The sequence below is a fragment of the Vibrio cyclitrophicus genome, from assembly GCA_023206055.1.
Classification (GTDB): Bacteria; Pseudomonadota; Gammaproteobacteria; order Enterobacterales; family Vibrionaceae; genus Vibrio; species Vibrio cyclitrophicus_A.
In genome coordinates, this window is sequence record CP065366.1 from 3,231,143 (window position 1) to 3,250,348 (window position 19,206).

The window sequence follows — 19,206 nt, forward strand, 5'->3', positions numbered from 1 at the left end:
GATTAATTCCCAAACATCATTGCGGTAAGAATAAAATCTAGCCCTAGTACCGCTAGAGAAGAGTGCACTACAGTGCGTGTGGTTGCCTGACTAATACCTTCTGAGGTCGGAACTGCGTCATAACCATTGAAAAGTGCGATCCAAGTTACAGTGATAGCGAAGACCATACATTTGATCATGCTATTACCAATATCTCGGCCAAGCTCAACTGAAGACTGCATCGCAGACCAGAAGCTGCCGTGATCAATGCCTTTCCAATCAACACCAACTAGTTGACCGCCCCAAATACCTACCGCCATAAAAATCATAGCAAGCAATGGCATTGAGATAAGCCCGGCCCAAAGACGTGGTGCAATAATGCGTTTAAGTGGATCGACCGCCATCATTTCAAGGCTAGAGATCTGCTCTGTTGCCTTCATTAAACCAATCTCTGCCGTCAGTGCTGAACCAGCTCGACCGGCAAATAATAACGCAGTCACCACTGGTCCCAACTCACGCAACAGTGAAAGCGCGACCATTTGGCCAAGGTTGCCCTCAGCGCCGTAGTCAATTAACACGACATAGCCCTGCAGGCTGAGCACCATACCAATGAACAGACCCGAAACTAAAATAATAGCCAATGACTGAACGCCAACGCTGTAAAGTTGTTTTACTAATAAAGGGAAGTTTTTTAGTCGCGGGATACCAAACAAAGCCCCAAATAACATTAGGCTTGCTCGACCAAATGACTCACAGATCGCAAGTGTTCGCTTGCCGACACCCGCAATAGCTTTAACAATCATATTAAAACAAATCCTTTTCTAAGCTCTTCGCAGGGAATCTAAATGGCACTGGGCCATCGGCTTCACCTTGCAAGAATTGCTGCACTCTCGGGTCGTCATTGTTGTACAACTCTTCAGGCGTTCCCGCAGCAATGATTTTGCTATCGGCCATGAGATAAACCCAATCCGCAATACTCATTACTTCTGGAACATCGTGAGAAACAACAATCGAGGTTAAGCCCAACGCTTGATTGAGGTTACGAATAAGCTCAACCAATACGCCCATGGTGATGGGGTCTTGGCCAACAAACGGCTCATCGTACATGATAAGTTCTGGGTCCAGAGCGATCGCACGTGCCAGCGCAGCTCGTCTCGCCATACCACCAGACAATTCACTCGGCATTAAATGCGCCGCACCTCGTAGTCCTACCGCCTCAAGCTTAAGTAACACGATGGTACGAATGAACTTTTCATTCAGTTCAGTATGTTCACGTAATGGGAACGCCACATTATCAAAGACATTGAGATCCGTAAAAAGCGCCCCAGATTGGAATAGCATGCTCATCTTCTTACGTGCTTGATATAATTTTCGACGTGATAATGCCGGGATATTGTCGCCATCAAACCACACTTCACCTTCATCTGGCGGTAATTGCCCGCCAATCAAACGCAACAAGGTCGTTTTACCAATCCCCGACGGGCCCATGATTGCGGTTATTTTGCCTTGAGGAACCTCTAAACTTATATCATCAAAGATAACGCGGTCACCGCGTGAAAAGCTGAGGTTCTTAACTTTCACAAGCTCAGTGTTCAACATGTTTTTGTTGTTTCCTTGCTTTAAAAAACGCCATTTATGGCTGCAATAATAATGAGTCTACTTTAGAATTAAAAGCACTGTTCGATTAATTCATGTTTAACAGAAAAGTATGGCAGGAATTTGAAAGCATTGAGAAATTATCCATTCGATACTATTTCTTTACCACTAACTGGTAATTAATTTGTCGAGTGACTTCCCTTTTAACTAGCAACAAGTCAAAATTAGCGGTTAATTCTCCGTTTTTTATTAATTTTTAGGAATCATCATGCTTGAAGCGATTGCGTTTCTTATTATCGGTCTAGGTTTTTTGGTGTGGAGTGCAGATAAACTGGTTTATGGCGCAGCTGCTCTTGCTCGAAATTTCGGTATATCACCACTAGTTATCGGTATGACGATCTTAGCAATGGGGTCTTCGGCTCCTGAAATGATGGTTTCTGCGACAGCAGCCCTTGATGGCAAAACAGATACAGCTGTAGGTAACGTATTAGGCTCAAACATCGCCAATATTGCGCTGATTTTAGGTATTACTGCCCTTATCAAGCCGTTATCGATTAGCTCTGGCGTGATTCGCCGTGAGCTACCATTAATGATTGGTGTCACTCTATTGGCAGGCGCACTGCTTTGGGATAACCATTTAGGCTTCTACGAAGGCGTGTTGTTGTTTGTTCTTTTCGCTGCTTTCTTATTTGCTATGTTACAAATCAGCCGTAGCGAGAAAAAGAACGGCGATGCTTTCCTTGATGAGCAAGAATCAGAGGTCCCTGAGGGCGTAAGTAACCTTAAAGCCGCAATGTGGGTAGTGGTTGGTCTCATTATTCTACCTTTAGCCGCAAATATGTTGGTTGATAACGCGGTTGTTATCGCTAAGTTCTTTGGCATGAGCGACCTTGTGATTGGCCTAACCATTATTGCAGTTGGCACCAGTCTTCCAGAACTTGCCGCATCACTTGCCGGTGTAATGAAAGGCGAGGATGACATGGCTGTGGGTAATATCATCGGTTCAAACGTATTCAACATTCTTGCAGTGATGGGGATACCAGGCATCCTCAACCCTTCAATCTTAAGTGAATTTGCTATGGGTAGAGATTTCTGGGTAATGCTAGGTGTATCGCTATTGCTTGTTGTGATGGCACTAGGTAAATCTCGCAGTGTGAATCGTATTGAGGGCGGCGTGTTAATCATAACGTTTGTTGCATACCAAGCTTACCTACTAATGAACATGTCGGCTTAATTGTTGATTTAACTTCCCGTACTTGGAGTATTTGATGTCTCAGCCATTTGATTACCGCAGCGTTGCAAAACAAGTTTTAGAAACCGAAGTTGCAGGTCTCACTCAATTAGACCAATATTTTAATGATGATTTTTGCAAAGCTTGCGATCTTATCCTGAACAACAAAGGTAAAGTCGTTGTGATGGGCATGGGTAAATCAGGCCACATTGGCAACAAAATCGCAGCCACACTGGCAAGTACTGGTACATCGGCTTTCTTTGTACATCCAGGTGAAGCAGCACATGGTGATTTAGGCATGATCGAACCTGGCGATATTGTGATTGCGATATCTAACTCAGGTGAATCAGGAGAGATCCTCAGCCTGTTCCCTGTATTAAAGCGTCTGAACATCAAGATCATCAGCATGACAGGTAAGCCAGCATCAAACATGGCAACCTTGTCTGATATCCATTTACAAATTTCAGTACCGGAAGAAGCTTGTCCACTGGGCTTAGCACCAACAACTAGTACCACGGCGACTTTGGTAATGGGTGATGCATTAGCCGTTGCACTTTTACAAGCTCGAGGCTTTACCGCTCAAGACTTTGCATTGTCTCATCCAGGTGGCGCCTTGGGTCGTCAACTGTTGTTGAAACTCGACGACATCATGCACACAGGCGATGCACTTCCTGTTGTTGCTCCGGATGCGCTAGTTCGAGATGCTCTGTTGGAGATATCTCAGAAAGGCTTAGGTATGACAGCTATCGTTGGTGAAGATGGCCAAATGGCCGGTATTTTTACCGATGGTGATTTACGCCGCATCTTAGACAAACGTGTTGATATCCATAACACGCAGATTGGTGATGTAATGACGCTAAACCCGACCGTAGCAGAGCCAAACATGCTGGCAGTAGAGGGCTTAAACTTGATGCAAGCTAAGAGCATCAATGGCCTGATGTTATGCCAAGAAGGTAAATTAGTCGGAGCGTTAAACATGCATGACTTACTGAAAGCAGGAGTAATGTAATGACACAGACAATCGAAACTCTATACGGCACGGTCAATTCAGATGTATTTGCAATCGCAAAAGAGATCAAACTGCTAATTTGCGATGTTGATGGTGTCTTCTCTGATGGTCGCATCTACATGGGCAACAACGGTGAAGAGCTGAAAACCTTCCACACTCGTGACGGTTACGGCATAAAATCACTGATGAACGCTGGCATTGAAATCGCGATCATCACGGGTCGCAAATCTCAAATTGTTGAGAATCGTATGACCGCCCTAGGCATTAAGCTGATTTATCAAGGTCAAGACGATAAAGTTAAGGCATACCAAGATATTTGCGATAAGCTTTCTGTAAATCCTGAAAATACAGGTTACATCGGAGACGATCTGATCGACTGGCCTGTAATGGAAAAAGTTGGCTTGAAGGTCTGTGTGGCAGATGGTCACCCGCTACTTGCAAAGCGTGCAAACTACGTGACGACCATTAACGGTGGTCATGGCGCAGTACGCGAAGTCTGCGACCTGATTTTACAAGCAAGAAATGAACTCGACGTGCATAAAGGTTTAAGCATATGAGTTTTACTCGTATTATCTATTTAATACTCATATTTATTGCCTCTTGGTCGACCTATTACCTGTACGACAAAGAGCAAGCATCAACGATACAAGTGGCTCCAAATTTGGAGCTGCCCGCGTTTAGTGGCAAAAGCCTGAACAACATTAGCTACGACGAAAGCGGTATTCGCAGCTATCAGGTTGAATCGACGTATTTAGAACACTACTCAGTGGTTGGCGATACGCATTTTCAAAACCCAGTTCTGTCTGTATTCCGTGAAGGGCACACGATTGAATGGCAAGTCACCGCTGATCGCGCGATTATGGATGAGAATCAAGTTGTCACTTTTTATGACAACGTGGTAGCAAAGAACCTGCTGCCAGAAGCGAGCTTCGATACAATGACCACAGATAAAATGGTTGTTGAGCTGCCTAGCCGAGATTTTTATTCAGAGACTCCGGTCCATATGATCGGTACATTTTTTGAAACTGAGGGACAAGCAATGAAAGGTAACTTCGGTACCAACAATGCGACCCTCTTTAATTCTGTTCAAGGTAGATATGAAACTCTTACACCTTAGTTTATTCGCTTTGACCCTTGCGGCACCTAATGTCTATGCTCTATCTTCGGATAGCGAGCAACCTGTCTACATTGACTCAGACAGCCAGCAATTGGATATGAAAAGTAACCAAGTGACTTTCCTTGGTGATGTAAACCTTAAACAAGGTAGCATCAATATCAATGCCGATAAGGTTATTGTTACTCGTAACGCCGTAAATGGTGAGATTGAAGAGATTCAAGGCTTCGGTAAGCCAGCAACCTTCTCTCAGCTAACTGACGACGGTAAGACACTCTACGGTGAAGCTGACGACCTACATTACCAGCTTGTTGCCGACAGACTGATCATGACCAAGAATGCGATGCTATCTCAAGATGGCAGCATCATTCGCGGCTCTAAGATTACTTACCAGATCGGTTCTCAGAAATTAGTCGCTGACAGTGGTGAAAACAAACGAGTGTCAACGGTTTTACAACCAACGGAAGTGAATAAGTAACGATGGCTGTTCTTAAAGCAAAAAACCTAGCGAAAACCTACAGTAAGCGTAAGGTTGTTACCGATGTAAGCTTACAGGTAGAGTCAGGCCAGATCGTTGGCTTACTTGGGCCTAACGGTGCAGGTAAAACCACGTCTTTCTATATGATTGTTGGTCTGGTTGCGCGTGATGAAGGTACCATCAGCATTGATGACCGAGACATCAGTATCTTGCCAATGCACAGCCGTTCTCGTCTTGGTATCGGTTACCTGCCTCAAGAAGCATCTATCTTCCGTAAGCTGTCTGTAGAAAACAACATCATGGCGGTTTTACAAACCCGTGATGAAATGACTAACGAACAACGCCAAGATAAGCTGGAAGACCTACTAGAAGAGTTCCACATCCAACATATCCGTACCAGCAATGGTATGGCTCTGTCAGGTGGTGAGCGACGTCGTGTTGAGATTGCTCGCGCACTAGCAGCAAATCCGCAGTTCATTCTTCTGGATGAACCGTTCGCAGGTGTTGACCCGATATCAGTAATCGATATCAAAAAAATCATTGTTCACCTGCGCGATCGCGGCTTGGGCGTTTTGATTACCGACCACAACGTTCGTGAAACATTAGACGTATGTGAAAAAGCTTACATCGTAAGCCAAGGGCACCTGATCGCTGAGGGTACTCCTGAAGATGTTCTCAATAACGAACAAGTTAAACAAGTTTATCTAGGCGAACAATTCCGTCTATGATTATATAGAGAGTATCGAGAGTTCTAAGAATAATAACTAGGTAAGTCACACTGAATGAAACCCTCATTACAACTTAAGCTAGGCCAACAGTTAGCAATGACTCCTCAATTGCAGCAAGCGATTCGTTTGTTGCAATTGTCTACTTTAGATTTGCAACAAGAGATTCAAGAAGCACTTGAATCTAACCCACTACTCGATGTCGAAGAAGGCAATGAAGACACGCCAACATCGGAAGAAAAACCTAGCAGTGACGAAAAAGAAACAGTTGAAGCCACAGAGCAAGACTTACCTGATAGCTCAGACTTAATCGAAAAATCAGAGATTGGCAACGAACTAGAAATCGACACAACTTGGGAAGATGTCTACAGCGCAAACACCGGTAATACGGGTATTGCGATTGATGACGACATGCCTGTTTATCAAGGCGAAACTACTCAAAGTCTGCACGATTACCTACTTTGGCAACTAGACCTAACACCATTCACTGACACCGACCGAAGCATCGCTTTTGCCTTAATAGATGCCATCGATGACTATGGCTACCTCACTGTAACTTGTGAAGACATCCTTGAAAACTTCGACAACGAAGAGATCGAGCTTGATGAAATTGAAGCCGTACGTAAACGAATTCAGCAGTTTGACCCGCTAGGTGTTGGTTCAGTCAATCTGCAAGATTGCTTGTTACTGCAACTGGCAACCTTCCCTCAAGATACGCCTTGGCTCAACGAAGCTAAGTTAGTACTTACTAGCCATATCGACCAACTAGGCAACCGCGATTACAAACTGGTTATCAAAGAGACCAAGTTGAAAGAAGCAGAACTACGTGAAGTTTTGCAGCTTATTCAACAACTGGATCCTCGCCCTGGCAGTAAGATTACTCCGGATGAAACTGAGTATGTGGTTCCAGATGTATCTGTCTTCAAAGACCTTGGCAAATGGTTAGTGACCATTAACCCTGATAGCGTGCCTAAGTTGAAAGTGAATCAGCAGTACGCTGATTTGGGCAGTAAAGGCAACAGCGCCGACAATCAATACATCCGCTCAAATTTGCAAGAAGCAAAGTGGCTAATTAAAAGCCTAGAGAGCCGAAATGAGACGCTACTCAAAGTTGCGCGATGCATTGTTGAACATCAGCGTGATTTCTTCGAACATGGCGAAGAAGCGATGAAGCCAATGGTTCTCAATGATGTTGCGTTAGCTGTTGATATGCACGAATCCACGATCTCTCGTGTGACGACTCAAAAATTCATGCATACGCCACGTGGCATCTTCGAACTCAAATACTTTTTCTCAAGCCATGTCAGCACTGACAATGGCGGTGAATGTTCATCTACAGCAATTCGCGCACTCATTAAGAAGCTTGTCGCAGCGGAAAATACCGCAAAGCCTCTAAGTGATAGTAAGATTGCTGCTTTACTGGCTGACCAAGGAATTCAGGTAGCTAGACGTACTATAGCGAAATACCGTGAGTCTCTGGGCATTGCCCCATCGAGTCAGCGTAAACGCCTGCTATAAGCTCATTTAGTTGCTAGTAACTTAGCCACTATGATCAGGCAACCAACTGAAAAGGAAAGTCTATGCAAATCAATATTCAAGGCCATCACGTTGATCTTACCGATTCAATGCAAGACTATGTTCACACCAAATTCGACAAACTTGAGCGCTTCTTTGATCATATCAATAGCGTTCAGGTTGTTTTAAAAGTTGAAAAAATCAATCAAATCGCAGAAGCTACCCTGCATATAAATCAGGGGGAAATCCATGCGACAGCAACAGATGAAAGCATGTATGCCGCGATTGATTCATTGGTTGATAAACTTGTCCGCCAACTCAACAAGCACAAAGAAAAGCTAAGTAGTCACTAACATGCAATTAAGCGAAGTACTTTCATTGGACTGCACCAAAAGTGCAGTCCAATGCACAAGCAAAAAAAGAGCCCTTGAGCTCATCAGTCAGATCGCAGCAGAAAGCTGTGGTCAAGATTCAACAGAACTGTTTGAGTGCATGTTGAGCCGTGAAAAAATGGGCAGTACCGGTATTGGTAATGGCATCGCTATTCCTCACGCTCGTATGAATGTCAGTGATAAAGCAATTGCTGTATTACTGCAATGCCAAGAACCCATCGAGTTTGATGCGATTGATAATCGTCCCGTCGACCTACTATTTGCCCTACTTGTTCCAAGTGAGCAGTGCAAGGAGCATCTAAAAACCCTTTCTTGTATGGCAGAGCGACTCAACGACAAGCAGACTCTTAAACAATTACGTAACGCTCAAAGCGATCAAGAGCTTTATGACATCATGATTCAAGTGCCAACTTGCGAGTAATAACATGCGATTAATCGTTGTTAGTGGCCAATCTGGGGCCGGTAAAAGTGTTGCGCTACGAGTACTAGAAGACTTGGGCTATTACTGTGTTGATAATCTACCAGTAAACCTGCTCAACGACTTCGTCGAGTCGGTACGTGAAAGCAACCAAAACGTTGCCGTAAGTATTGATATACGTAACCTACCGAAAGAGCCTCAGTTAGTCACCGACACGCTCGAGCAGCTAGAGTCAGCCACTAACATTGATGTTGATGTCTTATTCCTAGACGCCAGCAAGCAGACGCTTCTCAAGCGCTACAGCGAAACACGCAGAATTCACCCCTTATCGATTGGCCAAGAGAAACTCTCTCTGGAACAAGCAATTGATTTAGAAAAGACACTCCTGACACCTCTCGCAGAGCACGCTAGTATTGTGATCGACAGTAGTGACTGCAACCTCTACGAATTGAGTGAAAAGGTACGCTTTAAAGTTGAAGGCAAAGAGAAGCAAGAGCTGATCATCGTCTTTCAATCTTTTGGTTTTAAGTATGGTCTGCCAAGTGATGCCGACTATGTGTTTGATGTTCGCTTTTTGCCGAACCCTCACTGGGAACCCGCACTGCGACCAATGACGGGGCTAGATGCACCGATTCACTCTTTCCTAGAAAAGCACCCAGAAGTGATTGAACTCAAGCAACAGATCCAAGGCTTTGTTGAGCAGTGGCTACCAATGTTAGAGAAGAATAATCGCAGTTATTTAACAGTCGCAATTGGTTGTACTGGCGGTAAGCACCGCTCGGTTTATCTAACTCAAAAAATTGGTGAGTACTTCGAACAACTTGGCCACCAAATTCAAATCAGACACGCCTCCCTAGAGAAGCATCAACAGGGCTAATCATGGAATTAACTCGAACTGTACTGATCCAAAATCGCTTGGGTCTTCACGCTAGAGCAGCCGTAAAGTTGGTCGAGCTTGCACAAAGCTTTGATGCGACCATCACTATCCATAGTGAAGAAGATAAAAGCGCGACAGCAGACAGCGTGATGGGACTGCTTATGCTTGAATCAGCACAAGGGCAACACATTACTATTCAAGCTGCAGGCTCCGATTCACAACAAGCACTTGATGCCGTCTGCCATCTAATTGAAGACAAGTTTGATGAAGGTGAGTAGCGAAGGCACTTCACTCGTAGCACCTAAGACTCAAACAGCGAACCAACCAATATTAAATATTAGTTCTACCTAAGTTTATGATTTAAATAAGCCCCAGAATTAAGTTACTATTCCAAGCATTGTTAGAATATGAGATAGGAGGAAAATATGGCAGAGCAATTAGAATTCGACCAAGCTCACCAAACCCTCCAAGAAGTCAGCGAAGCCCTAGAAAACGGCCGATTTGTTCACGTACGCCGACAACTTCAGGACATGGAACCTGAAGATATTGCACATCTTTTAGAAGCCTCTCCTCGCAAAAGTCGTGATGTACTCTGGCAACTCACCGATCCTGAAGACTACGGTGAAATTCTTGATGAGCTAAACGAAGACGTCAAAGATGCTCTTGTGTCAAAAATGGCACCAGAAACCTTGGCAGAAGCAACCGAAGGTATGGAAACCGATGACGTCGCGTACGTACTTCGAAGCCTACCCGACGATGTTTCTCGCGAAGTCCTTTCTCAAATGGACTCCGTTGATCGTGCTTTAGTTGAAACGGCACTATCGTACCCTGAAGATTCAGCGGGTGCGTTAATGAACACCGACGTAATCACGATCCGTGGTGATGTCGATGTTGAGGTCGTCCTGCGTTATTTACGTATGCGTGGTGAATTACCTGACGCTACCGATGCATTGTATGTTATCGACGATGATGAACGCCTCATTGGCAACTTATCGCTCAGCACACTGATTACGACTCAACCCGATGTTTCGGTTTCCGAAGTGATGGAAGATGCAGACGAAGCGATCGCTGTTGAAACCAGCGCCTCTGATATCGCTAGCCTATTCGAACGACGTAATTGGGTTTCGGCTCCAGTGGTCGATAGTAATCAACATCTTGTCGGTCGTATCACTATCGATGACGTGGTTGATGTTATCCGTGAAGATGCTGAACACTCGATGATGAGCATGGCGGGTATGGACGATGACGAAGATACCTTCGCTCCGGTCGTCAAATCCGCTCGCCGCCGTAGTGTGTGGTTAGGTGCAAATGTTTTGGCAGCACTCGCTGCAGCGTCTGTATCTAACATGTTTGAGGCGACACTGAATGAAATGGCAGCCATCGCTGTTTTGATGACCATCGTACCATCTATGGGCGGTGTTGCCGGTAACCAAACCGTCGCTCTGGTTATTCGTGGTTTAGCACTTGGTCACATCGGTGACAGTAACAAACGCGAACTACTCCTCAAAGAAGCCTCTATCGGCTTCCTTAACGGCATTCTATGGGCCGTTATCATTGGTGGTATCGTGGTGGCTTGGAAAGGTAATTGGATCTTGGGAGGCATCATCTCAGCAGCGATGATGACGAACTTGATTGTCGCGGGTATTGCAGGTGTAACCATTCCAGTGATGCTGAAGAAAATGAATATCGACCCAGCACTTGCTGGCGGTATGGCTCTCACCACGGTAACCGATGTGATTGGCCTATCGGTATTCTTAGGCTTAGCCACCATACTTATCTAGCTTGATTACCGACTCGGTAAATACAAAGAGGGAGCCATTGGCTCCCTTTTTTAATACATGAGATTTAAGCTTTAGGTTTAAATCTCATGTTTAAACCTAAGCAAATTAAGCAAATCACTCACCTGCGACTTTCATCGACTCAAGCAAGATAGAACCGGTTTGAATTTGCGAACGTGTTTCAACGTCATTACCTACCGCTACAATCTGAGTGAACATGTCTTTTAGATTGCCAGCGATCGTCACTTCCGATACTGGATATTGGATCTCTCCGTTCTCAACCCAGAAACCCGCAGCGCCACGAGAGTAATCACCCGTTACGGTATTAACGCCTTGGCCCATCACTTCAGTCACTAGGAAACCTGTACCCAACTCTTTTAGCATTTGCTCAAAATTTTGACCGGTAGATTTAACGAACCAGTTATGGATACCACCGGCATGGCCCGTTGGTTTCATTTCCATCTTACGTGCTGCATAACTAGTAAGAAGGTAAGTTGCTAACACGCCATCCGTGATAATTTCACGATCTTGAGTGTAAACACCTTCGCTATCAAACGGGCTTGAAGCCAAACCACGTAGGATATGTGGACGCTCAGAGATATTGAACCAATCTGGCAGGATTTTCTGACCTAGGTGATCCAATAAGAACGAAGATTTACGGTAAAGGTTACCACCGCTAATTGCCATCACAAGGTGGCCAATTAGGCCTGTAGCGACGTCGTTAGCGAACATGATTGGGTATTGACCAGTTGGAAGCTTCTTCGCATCCAAACGGCTTACAGTCTTTTCTGCAGCTTCTTGACCAACACGTTCAGGCGTCCAGAGCTCGTCACGATGACGTGCAACGGTGTAGCTGTAATCTCGTTCCATTTCACCGTTGGCGCCTTGTCCAATCACACAGCAGCTCGTGCTATGGCGGCTTGAAGCGTAGCTTGCTAGTAAGCCATGGCTATTACCATAAACCTTAACGCCATAATGGCTGTCGTAGCTTGCGCCATCACTCTGCTTGATCTTGTCGCTATAAGCTAACGCTTGCTTCTCAGCAGCAATCGCAATCTCAGCGGCATAGTCTGGATTCGGCTCATCAGGGTGAAAAAGATCCAAATCAGGAATTTCTTTCACCATATATTCTTTAGGTGCTGGACCTGCAAACGGGTCTTCCGAAGTGTATTGAGCAATATCAAGCGCGGCTGCGACGGTTTGAGCAATCGCCTTCTCGCTCAGATCAGATGTAGATGCGCTGCCTTTCTTCTGGCTGCGGTAAACAGTAATGCCTAGAGCACCATCACTATTAAATTCAACGTTTTCCACTTCACACATACGTGTTGAAACACTTAAACCCGTTGACTTAGTAATAGCGACCTCAGCTGCGTCTGCACTCACTGATGCCATATCCAACGCTTTAGCTACTGCGGCTTCTAGCTCAACTCTTTGTTGGGCGACTTGCTGTTTTACATCCATATCTATTCTAATTTTTTAGGTCAATATTACGTAGGATAACAAGAATTTCGCTTTCTCCCCAAGATTCTTGCTAAAATAGGCAATATATTCGTTTGAGATAGTGACATAGGCAGAAAAGATGGCTCGCAAAAACCAAAAAGCCCCATGGGAACCAGAAGAAGAAATCATCTGGGTAAGTAAGACAGAAATGAAAACGGACATGGATGCCCTGCAAAAGCTGGGAGAAGAGCTTGTTGGTCTAAAGCCTTCTGTATTAGACAAATTTCCGCTGTCTGAAGATTTGGCACAAGCGATTAAAGATGCACAACGCTTTAAAAATGAAGCGAAGCGTCGTCAACTTCAATACATTGGTAAGGTAATGCGCAATGTCGATCCTGAGCCAATTCAAGCGGCTTTGGATAAAGTACGTAACAAACACTCACAAGCAACAGCTGAACTACATAAGCTTGAGCAACTGCGTGACCGTGTTGTAGCTGAAGGCGATGCTGCCATTTCAGACGTGATGGATATGTACCCTGAAGCAGACCGTCAACGTCTTCGTCAGCTCGCTCGTCAAGCTAACAAAGAGAAAGCGGCAAATAAACCTGCTAAGTCTTCTCGTGAAATCTTCCAAATCTTAAAAGAGCTAAAGCTAGGCGACTAATTTTTGCCTCCCTTTACTCAGAAAGATAATAAAAGACCTAGCACATGCTAGGTCTTTTTGTATTCGACGCTCTCAATATCGAGCTCAGTCGTTATTCTCCGGCTCGAACAAATGAACTCAATTCGCCTTGTGGATGCTCGACAGTTAGCGCATCAATCGAGTCTTCGACTAAAACCTTACCCAATGCCACAAACACAAACTTGTTCGCGATACTGCGCGCATCGCCTAAGTGATGCGTCACCATCAAAACAGTAATGTTTCGCTCTGCTGCTAATCGCTTAACTAAGCTCAGCATCTCTTCACGAAGCAAAGGATCAAGCGCTGAAAAGGGCTCATCAAGCAGCCAAATATCATGCGGCTGTACAAAACATCGAGCTAGCGCAACACGCTGACGTTGCCCCCCCGATAAATGCTCAGGCAATCTATCCAAATACTCCGCGACCCCAACTTGTGCAGCTGCTTGCTCAACTTCGAGCTTTTGGGTTGCGGTAAGCTTTAAACCTGGATGCAGCCCTAAACCAATATTTTCACGCACCGTGAGGTGAGCAAATAGATTGTGTTCTTGGAACAACATCGCCAGCGGACGTTGATGTGCTTCTTTGCCAATCAGAGATTGCCCTGCCATCGAGATCTCACCCGATGTCGGCTCAATAAACCCAGCAACCAATGCAAGCAGCGTTGATTTACCCGCACCACTTGGTCCCATCAGAGCAACAATATCGCCCTGCTCTGCTTGGAAATCAAAACGAAACAACTCTTGGTGATAGTGGTAATCCACATCTTTCATCACTAACATCATCGGTTCCTTAAGTCTTTAGCATGGAGATTTGAGGTTCGAGTAAATAAAAATTCAATCAGACTAAAGCTGCCCACACTCAACAACAGCAGACTGACCGAAACAACGGCTGCGGCTTCCATCTGATAGCTGCCTAGCAATTGGAATAGATACAAAGGTAATGTTCTAAAGTCTTGGCTACCAAATAAGGCAATCGCACTTAAATCTCCCATCGCAAGCATAAAGCTTATTGAGAAAGCCTGCGCCATTGGTTTACGTAGCGCACGCCACTCTACCAGCCTAAAGCGAGTGAATCCTGTCATTCCTAAGCTTGCACACACATACTGATACTGCAGAGAAAGATGCAACATAGGTTGAGCCAAGGTTTTAATCACGTAAGGCAGCGCCATCAAGCTGTTTACGGCAATCACAATAAAGAAAGCCAAGCTGAACACATCGGTAAACGAGCGCAGTAATAAGAACAGGCCAGTACTTATCACCAAGCCCGGCGTCACCAAGATGATAGTGCCAATCAGCTCTATCTTATCTGATCTAAAGTTCTTGTTCTGCAAACGCCATGCGCGACTGGTTAGCAGGATCGCGATACCAATACCAACGGCGATAATACTTGCGAGGGAAGCAACACGAACCGAGGTCATTAACGCTGCCCAAAATGGCTCACTGCTCAGTACAGTGAACGCCTGAGAGTTAATACCACTTAAAATAACCATGGCTAATGGCGGTAATACCAGCATTGAGACTATGATGATCCAAAAGCTATCCCAAGCTTTTGACCACCAGCTGTCCTTAACCAAATACTTCTCTTCCGACAGCTGACTAGCCGTCACAGATATAGGCTTAGACAAACGCTGAATACTCACAGCTAATACGCCACATAACAGCATTTGCCATATCGCGAGTAACGCGCCAGCTTGCAGGTCAAAGTCGAATTTGATTGCTTGATAGATGGCTAGCTCAATGGTAGTTGATTTCGGGCCACCACCTAGCGCCATCACGGTTGCAAAGCTGGTGAAGCACAACATGAAGACCAAACCACAAACATGTGGCAGTTGTTGCCGTAAACGAGGCCATTCAACCCATTTAAATTTATTCCAATGACTCATACCTAAATGAGCACATAGCTTGTGTTGCTCGGCAGGCACCGTATCTAAGGCTTGTAAAAGTAAGCGACTGGCATAAGGCAAGTTAAAGAAAACGTGCGCCAGCAAAATGCCATTCAATCCATAGATTGAGAATGGCAGTTCAATATCGAAGTTCGCCAAAAACTTAGCTAACCAACCACTATTGCCATAGATAGCCAGCAAGCCAAATACACCGACTAACACGGGCAGGACTAAGGTCGACGCGAACAGCCTTAACAACAAAGCGCGTCCAAAAAATTGCCTACGACACAGCGCATGAGCAATAGGTATAGCAAAGCCAACACTCAGCACCGTTGAGAATGTCGCTTGATAAAAGCTGAATTTCGTTACATGCCAATAGTAGGGATCTGACCATACTTGGCTGATATCAAGAGAAGGGGCATTGCTAAGCAATGCCCCAACTGCTGAAACCACGAAGGCGGTAATGAGTATCGCAACCCAAATCCCAACCTTAGGTGTTTTCTTTATCATAAATTGATTTTTTACCGTAAATGGTTCACTCCAAACATCATGGATGAACCTTTAAATACAGAAAGCTAATTTTTTGAAAATACGTTAAAAAGTAAGTGCACTCTGCCATTCACGAATCCAAGGCTTACGCTTCTCAGCGATCTCTTCAGAGCTAAAGCTCAACGCTTTCTGCGGTACTGTTAACTGCTCAAAGCCTTTTGGTAACTCGACAGCCGTTACTGGGTACATCCAGTTACCCGTTGGCATCGCCGATTGGAACTCATCACTTAAGATAAATGCCATAAATTCATCAGCCAGCTTTTCGTTCTTGCTGCCTTTAACCTTAGCGGCTACTTCCACCTGAGTGTAATGTCCTTCTTCGAAGCTTGCTGCTGCGTACTTAGAATCGTTCTCAGCAATAATGTGGTAAGCCGGAGACGTTGTGTAAGACAACACTAAATCCGACTCGCCTTCTAAGAACATAGAGTAAGCTTCAGACCAGCCTTTGGTTACCGTCACTGTTTTCTGAGCAAGCTTCTTCCATGCTGTTGTCGCTTCATCACCGTATACCGACTTCATCCAAAGCATCATGCCTTGGCCTGGTGTTGATGTACGAGGGTCTTGGTAAATAACCTTTAAATCATCACGCTGCTCAACCAGTTCTTTCAAGCTCTTCGGCGGGTTTACCAGTTTCTCTTTGTTGTAAACAAAAGCAAAGTAGCCAAAGTCATAGGGTACAAAAGTGCTGTCGTTCCAACCATTAGGAAGCGTTACTGATGAAGTATCAACATTATGCTCAGCCAATAAGCCCGTCGCTTTCGCTTCAGCCATCAGATTATTGTCGAGACCTAGCAAGATATCAGCTTTGCTGTTGCCGCCTTCAAGACGTAAACGGTTCAGGATAGACACGCCATCTTCTAGCGCGACAAAATTCACATCACAGCCACACTTTTCTTCAAATGCTTTTTCGACGGCAGGACGAGGGCCCCAATCCGCAGCAAAAGAGTCATAAGTGTATACGGTCAAAGTGTTGTCTGCAGCAAAGGCAGAAAATGAGATAGCTGTTGTTACAGCGAGGGTAGTTAATGTGAATTTCACTGGACGCTCTCCATGGTCTGAGCGGCACAGGTTTGAGGGAGGAGAACGGTAGAAGTTGTTCCTAACTCAATTCCTACGCCAGCATTATCTGGTTCAGGTTTACGGGTCCCAAGCACTTGCTTGATCTCAGCTCGCATTCATTATTTGAATGGTTCGCTCCCCGATGAGTGTTCAGAATTGTAATTCGAATTTTAACAATAAGCTATCAAGTTTGGATCAATTACGTTGATCGTAACCCCAACGTGGCACTAAACCCTGTTCGATACTAAGATGATCCAGAATGCGCGCCACCATAAAATCGACCAGATCTTCGATCGACTTAGGTTGGTGATAAAAACCCGGAGCTGCAGGCATGATCGTCACGCCCATGGTCGAGAGTTTGTGCATGTTCTCTAAGTGCAACGTAGAAAATGGCGTCTCACGAACCACCAACAACAGCTGGCCTCGCTCTTTCATAACCACGTCTGCTGCTCGCTCGATCAGGTTATCTGATAGGCCATGAGCAATTGACGCCAAGCTTCCTGCAGAACATGGGCACACCACCATCTGCTTCGGTGCTGCTGAACCAGAGGCAACCGGTGAGAACCAATCATCTTTGCCACACACCACCAGCTTTTCAGGGTCGCAATCTAAATGCTTAACCAAGGCTTGTTTCGCCGCATCCGGCCCAGCAGGTAACTTAAGTTCATGCTCGGTCGCCAATACCACTCGCGCTGCCGATGAAATCAGCAAGTAGACCTGATAATCGGCCGCCAAAAGGCATTCAAGTAAACGCAGGCCATAAGGCGCACCAGATGCGCCTGTGAAAGCAAGAGTTATCGCTTTATCGTGTTTTGTCATGATCTCAGTTACTTCAAATTATAAGGTCTTGGATTGGGTTAACCTTTAAGGGCTAACGCATCCAACAATTTCTGGTGAATACCGCCAAAGCCACCATTACTCATTACCAAGATTTGGTCACCCGCTTGTGCCTCTGAGACAATTTTAGCAACGAATGCATCCATATCATCACTTACGTGCGCGGGTTGATGACAAGCATCCGCAACATCTTGTACAGACCAATCAATGTTATCTGGTTGGAATAAGTAAGTGGAATCCGCTTGTTTAAGCGAATCAGCTAAGGTTTCTTTGTGCACACCACGCTTCATAGTGGCAGAACGAGGCTCTAAAACGGCAATAATTTTTTTCTTGTCGACCTTATTACGTAATCCGCCCAGAGTAAGTTCAATCGCCGTTGGATGATGAGCAAAATCGTCATAAACAGACACACCAGCCACCTCGCCTTTAAACTCCAAACGACGCTTAGTATTAATAAAGGTAGCTAACGATTCACAAGCTAGATCTGGTGTCACGCCCACGTGTCGTGCTGCAGCTATCGCCATCAAAGCATTATTTACGTTGTGGTCGCCTACCAAATCCCAGTCTACCGTTCCAACAAATTCGCCTTGGAAGTACACCTCAAATTTAGAGCCGTCTTTAACTAATTTCTTGGCATCCCAATCACCAAGTTCACCACTCGACTCAGTTTCACTCCAGCAACCACGAGATAGAACATCTTGAATAGCCGCATCTTGTTTAGGAGAGAAAATACGACCGTTGCTTGGTACTGTACGTATCAAATGATGAAACTGACGCTTAATCGCTTCAAGATCATCGAAAATGTCAGCATGATCGAACTCTAGATTATTCACCACCAAGGTTCTTGGGTGGTAATGAACAAACTTAGATCGCTTATCGAAAAAAGCACTGTCGTATTCGTCGGCTTCCACCACGAAGAACATACTTTCACCAAGGCGAGCCGATATACCAAAGTTACCCAATACGCCACCCACTAAGAAGCCTGGCGCATAACCACAATCTTCTAAGATCCAAGCCAACATACTTGATGTCGTAGTTTTGCCATGCGTACCCGACACCGCCAGAACCCAACGGTCATGCAGTAGGAATTCTTGCAACCATTGCGGGCCAGATGTGTATCTAAGGTTATTATCCAATACATACTCAACGCACGGATTACCACGGCTCATCGCATTGCCGATAACCACTAGGTCCGGCCTTGGTTCTAATTGGCTCGGGTCGAACCCTTCAATAATTTCAATCCCTTGAGATTCCAACAGCGTGCTCATTGGAGGGTAAACATTCGCGTCACTACCCGTAACCTTGTGACCTAATTGACGAGCCAATACCGCAGCACCACCCATGAAGGTGCCACAAATTCCTAAGATATGAATATGCATAAATTGCTTCCAAACGCTTGGCTAAATAAACGATGCCGAATTAAAACGGCTTGCACTCATTATCATTAAATGGCGATTAAAAGCGAGCAGCAATGTAAAACAAATTGAGTCGACATAGTAAGTGAGATCTGTGTCGCTTAGTTCATTACCATTAAAAAGATCTAACCTTTAGAATTTAGGTAAGCGTCTAGATGAATAAAGCCCACTCAAGAGGCCGAATCTACAGTGCTCAAATCCCCCCTAATATTGAGAGAAGTTTAAGGAAAT

21 protein-coding genes and 1 riboswitch are annotated in these 19,206 nt (G+C 45.1%); of the genes, 13 read left to right on the plus strand and 8 right to left on the minus strand.

Annotation, left to right across the window (positions count from 1 at the left end):
• Window positions 1-2: 2 nt before the first annotated feature.
• Both mlaE and mlaF read right to left on the minus strand, forming a co-directional pair.
• Window positions 3-782 (minus strand): lipid asymmetry maintenance ABC transporter permease subunit MlaE, encoded by a 780-nt coding sequence (gene mlaE, locus ITG09_14295; protein UPR51820.1) that lies wholly within the window; start codon window positions 780-782, stop codon window positions 3-5.
• Window position 783: 1 nt separating this feature from the next.
• On the minus strand, window positions 784-1,578 hold the full coding sequence (gene mlaF / locus ITG09_14300) for a phospholipid ABC transporter ATP-binding protein MlaF (GenBank protein ID UPR51821.1): 795 nt from the start codon (window positions 1,576-1,578) through the stop codon (window positions 784-786).
• Between the two features lie 265 nt (window positions 1,579-1,843).
• Here mlaF and ITG09_14305 point away from each other — a divergent pair, with 265 nt between their 5' ends.
• The 12 genes from ITG09_14305 to mgtE all read left to right on the plus strand — a co-directional run bounded on the left by ITG09_14305 (window position 1,844) and on the right by mgtE (window position 11,115).
• Window positions 1,844-2,809: a calcium/sodium antiporter gene (locus ITG09_14305; protein ID UPR51822.1), complete on the plus strand. Its 966-nt coding sequence runs from the start codon at window positions 1,844-1,846 to the stop codon at window positions 2,807-2,809.
• Window positions 2,810-2,843: 34 nt separating this feature from the next.
• Window positions 2,844-3,815 carry an arabinose-5-phosphate isomerase KdsD gene (gene kdsD / locus ITG09_14310; protein ID UPR51823.1) on the plus strand — a complete coding sequence of 324 codons (972 nt, stop codon included), beginning with the start codon at window positions 2,844-2,846 and terminating at the stop codon, window positions 3,813-3,815.
• A complete protein-coding gene (kdsC, locus tag ITG09_14315) occupies window positions 3,815-4,372 on the plus strand; it encodes a 3-deoxy-manno-octulosonate-8-phosphatase KdsC (GenBank protein ID UPR51824.1) in 558 nt (185 codons plus the stop codon). Before kdsD ends, kdsC begins: the two co-directional genes overlap by 1 nt.
• A complete protein-coding gene (lptC, locus tag ITG09_14320; protein UPR51825.1) occupies window positions 4,369-4,932 on the plus strand; it encodes an LPS export ABC transporter periplasmic protein LptC in 564 nt (187 codons plus the stop codon). The genes kdsC and lptC overlap by 4 nt, the downstream gene beginning before the upstream one ends.
• Window positions 4,913-5,407, plus strand: coding sequence for a lipopolysaccharide transport periplasmic protein LptA (lptA, locus tag ITG09_14325; protein ID UPR51826.1), 495 nt, complete (start codon window positions 4,913-4,915; stop codon window positions 5,405-5,407). Before lptC ends, lptA begins: the two co-directional genes overlap by 20 nt.
• A 2-nt stretch (window positions 5,408-5,409) precedes the next feature.
• Complete coding sequence (gene lptB / locus ITG09_14330) at window positions 5,410-6,135, plus strand: LPS export ABC transporter ATP-binding protein (protein ID UPR51827.1); 726 nt, start codon at window positions 5,410-5,412, stop codon at window positions 6,133-6,135.
• 54 nt (window positions 6,136-6,189) lie between these two features.
• The gene (locus tag ITG09_14335) at window positions 6,190-7,650 is read left to right on the plus strand and encodes an RNA polymerase factor sigma-54 (protein ID UPR51828.1); all 1,461 of its coding nucleotides are present in this window, start codon (window positions 6,190-6,192) and stop codon (window positions 7,648-7,650) included.
• A gap of 62 nt (window positions 7,651-7,712) precedes the next feature.
• Window positions 7,713-8,000: a ribosome hibernation promoting factor gene (gene hpf / locus ITG09_14340; GenBank protein UPR51829.1), complete on the plus strand. Its 288-nt coding sequence runs from the start codon at window positions 7,713-7,715 to the stop codon at window positions 7,998-8,000.
• Window position 8,001: 1 nt separating this feature from the next.
• A complete protein-coding gene (ptsN, locus tag ITG09_14345) occupies window positions 8,002-8,460 on the plus strand; it encodes a PTS IIA-like nitrogen regulatory protein PtsN (protein ID UPR51830.1) in 459 nt (152 codons plus the stop codon).
• 4 nt (window positions 8,461-8,464) lie between these two features.
• Window positions 8,465-9,334: an RNase adapter RapZ gene (rapZ, locus tag ITG09_14350; GenBank protein UPR51831.1), complete on the plus strand. Its 870-nt coding sequence runs from the start codon at window positions 8,465-8,467 to the stop codon at window positions 9,332-9,334.
• Between the two features lie 2 nt (window positions 9,335-9,336).
• Entirely contained in the window at window positions 9,337-9,612 is a 276-nt protein-coding gene (locus ITG09_14355) for an HPr family phosphocarrier protein (protein ID UPR51832.1), read from the plus strand.
• Between the two features lie 147 nt (window positions 9,613-9,759).
• Complete coding sequence (gene mgtE / locus ITG09_14360) at window positions 9,760-11,115, plus strand: magnesium transporter (protein UPR51833.1); 1,356 nt, start codon at window positions 9,760-9,762, stop codon at window positions 11,113-11,115.
• A 114-nt stretch (window positions 11,116-11,229) separates the two neighbouring features.
• Here the strand turns inward: mgtE and pmbA are convergent, their stop codons facing one another.
• The gene (gene pmbA, locus ITG09_14365) at window positions 11,230-12,573 is read right to left on the minus strand and encodes a metalloprotease PmbA (GenBank protein ID UPR51834.1); all 1,344 of its coding nucleotides are present in this window, start codon (window positions 12,571-12,573) and stop codon (window positions 11,230-11,232) included.
• A 118-nt stretch (window positions 12,574-12,691) separates the two neighbouring features.
• Here pmbA and ITG09_14370 point away from each other — a divergent pair, with 118 nt between their 5' ends.
• A complete protein-coding gene (locus ITG09_14370) occupies window positions 12,692-13,216 on the plus strand; it encodes a ribosome-associated protein (protein UPR51835.1) in 525 nt (174 codons plus the stop codon).
• A gap of 91 nt (window positions 13,217-13,307) precedes the next feature.
• Here ITG09_14370 and thiQ read toward each other — a convergent pair whose 3' ends face one another.
• From thiQ to mpl, 5 genes are all read right to left on the minus strand, one after another.
• Complete coding sequence (thiQ, locus tag ITG09_14375; protein UPR51836.1) at window positions 13,308-14,012, minus strand: thiamine ABC transporter ATP-binding protein; 705 nt, start codon at window positions 14,010-14,012, stop codon at window positions 13,308-13,310.
• Window positions 14,012-15,625, minus strand: coding sequence for a thiamine/thiamine pyrophosphate ABC transporter permease ThiP (thiP, locus tag ITG09_14380; protein UPR51837.1), 1,614 nt, complete (start codon window positions 15,623-15,625; stop codon window positions 14,012-14,014). Before thiP ends, thiQ begins: the two co-directional genes overlap by 1 nt.
• A gap of 84 nt (window positions 15,626-15,709) precedes the next feature.
• Window positions 15,710-16,702, minus strand: coding sequence for a thiamine ABC transporter substrate binding subunit (locus ITG09_14385; protein ID UPR51838.1), 993 nt, complete (start codon window positions 16,700-16,702; stop codon window positions 15,710-15,712).
• A gap of 53 nt (window positions 16,703-16,755) precedes the next feature.
• A riboswitch (TPP riboswitch) is annotated at window positions 16,756-16,875 on the minus strand.
• A 43-nt stretch (window positions 16,876-16,918) separates the two neighbouring features.
• A complete protein-coding gene (locus ITG09_14390; GenBank protein ID UPR51839.1) occupies window positions 16,919-17,542 on the minus strand; it encodes a UbiX family flavin prenyltransferase in 624 nt (207 codons plus the stop codon).
• Window positions 17,543-17,580: 38 nt separating this feature from the next.
• Window positions 17,581-18,939 (minus strand): UDP-N-acetylmuramate:L-alanyl-gamma-D-glutamyl-meso-diaminopimelate ligase, encoded by a 1,359-nt coding sequence (gene mpl, locus ITG09_14395; protein UPR51840.1) that lies wholly within the window; start codon window positions 18,937-18,939, stop codon window positions 17,581-17,583.
• Window positions 18,940-19,206 lie beyond the last annotated feature (267 nt).